This window comes from Streptomyces murinus (assembly GCF_002154555.1).
Classification (GTDB): Bacteria; Actinomycetota; Actinomycetes; order Streptomycetales; family Streptomycetaceae; genus Streptomyces; species Streptomyces murinus.
On the sequence record NZ_MUNF01000808.1, the window covers coordinates 199 to 579 of the forward strand.

Below are 381 nucleotides of genomic sequence, written 5' to 3' on the forward strand. Positions count from 1 at the left end.
ACGCGGACCGGCTCACCGCGTATCTCCAGGACCGGTTCGACACCGTCGCCGACGCGCTGCGCTGGCCGAACCTCATCTACACCGCTGTCGTACGCCCCGACTCCACCAGCGTCTACATGGCCTTCGACCNNGACGCCTACTCGCTGACCCGGATCGCCGCCGAGGTGCACGAGCTGTACGACGCGCTCATGGCGGGGCGCACCGCCGACCGTCCCGCCCCCGCGGCCAGTTACGTCGACTTCTGCGAGATCGAGCGGGCGGACGCGGACCGGCTGGACGGCGACCACGACATCGTGGCCCGCTGGCGGGAGTTCATCCGGCGCGGCGGCGGCACCCTGCCGACCTTCCCGGTGGACCTCGGCCTCACCCCCGGCGAGCCGC

General features: G+C 72.6%; 1 pseudogene. It reads left to right on the forward strand.

The features are described from left to right. Positions 1 to 381 (forward strand): annotated as a pseudogene (locus tag CCN72_RS35295) (condensation domain-containing protein); the annotation flags it as partial.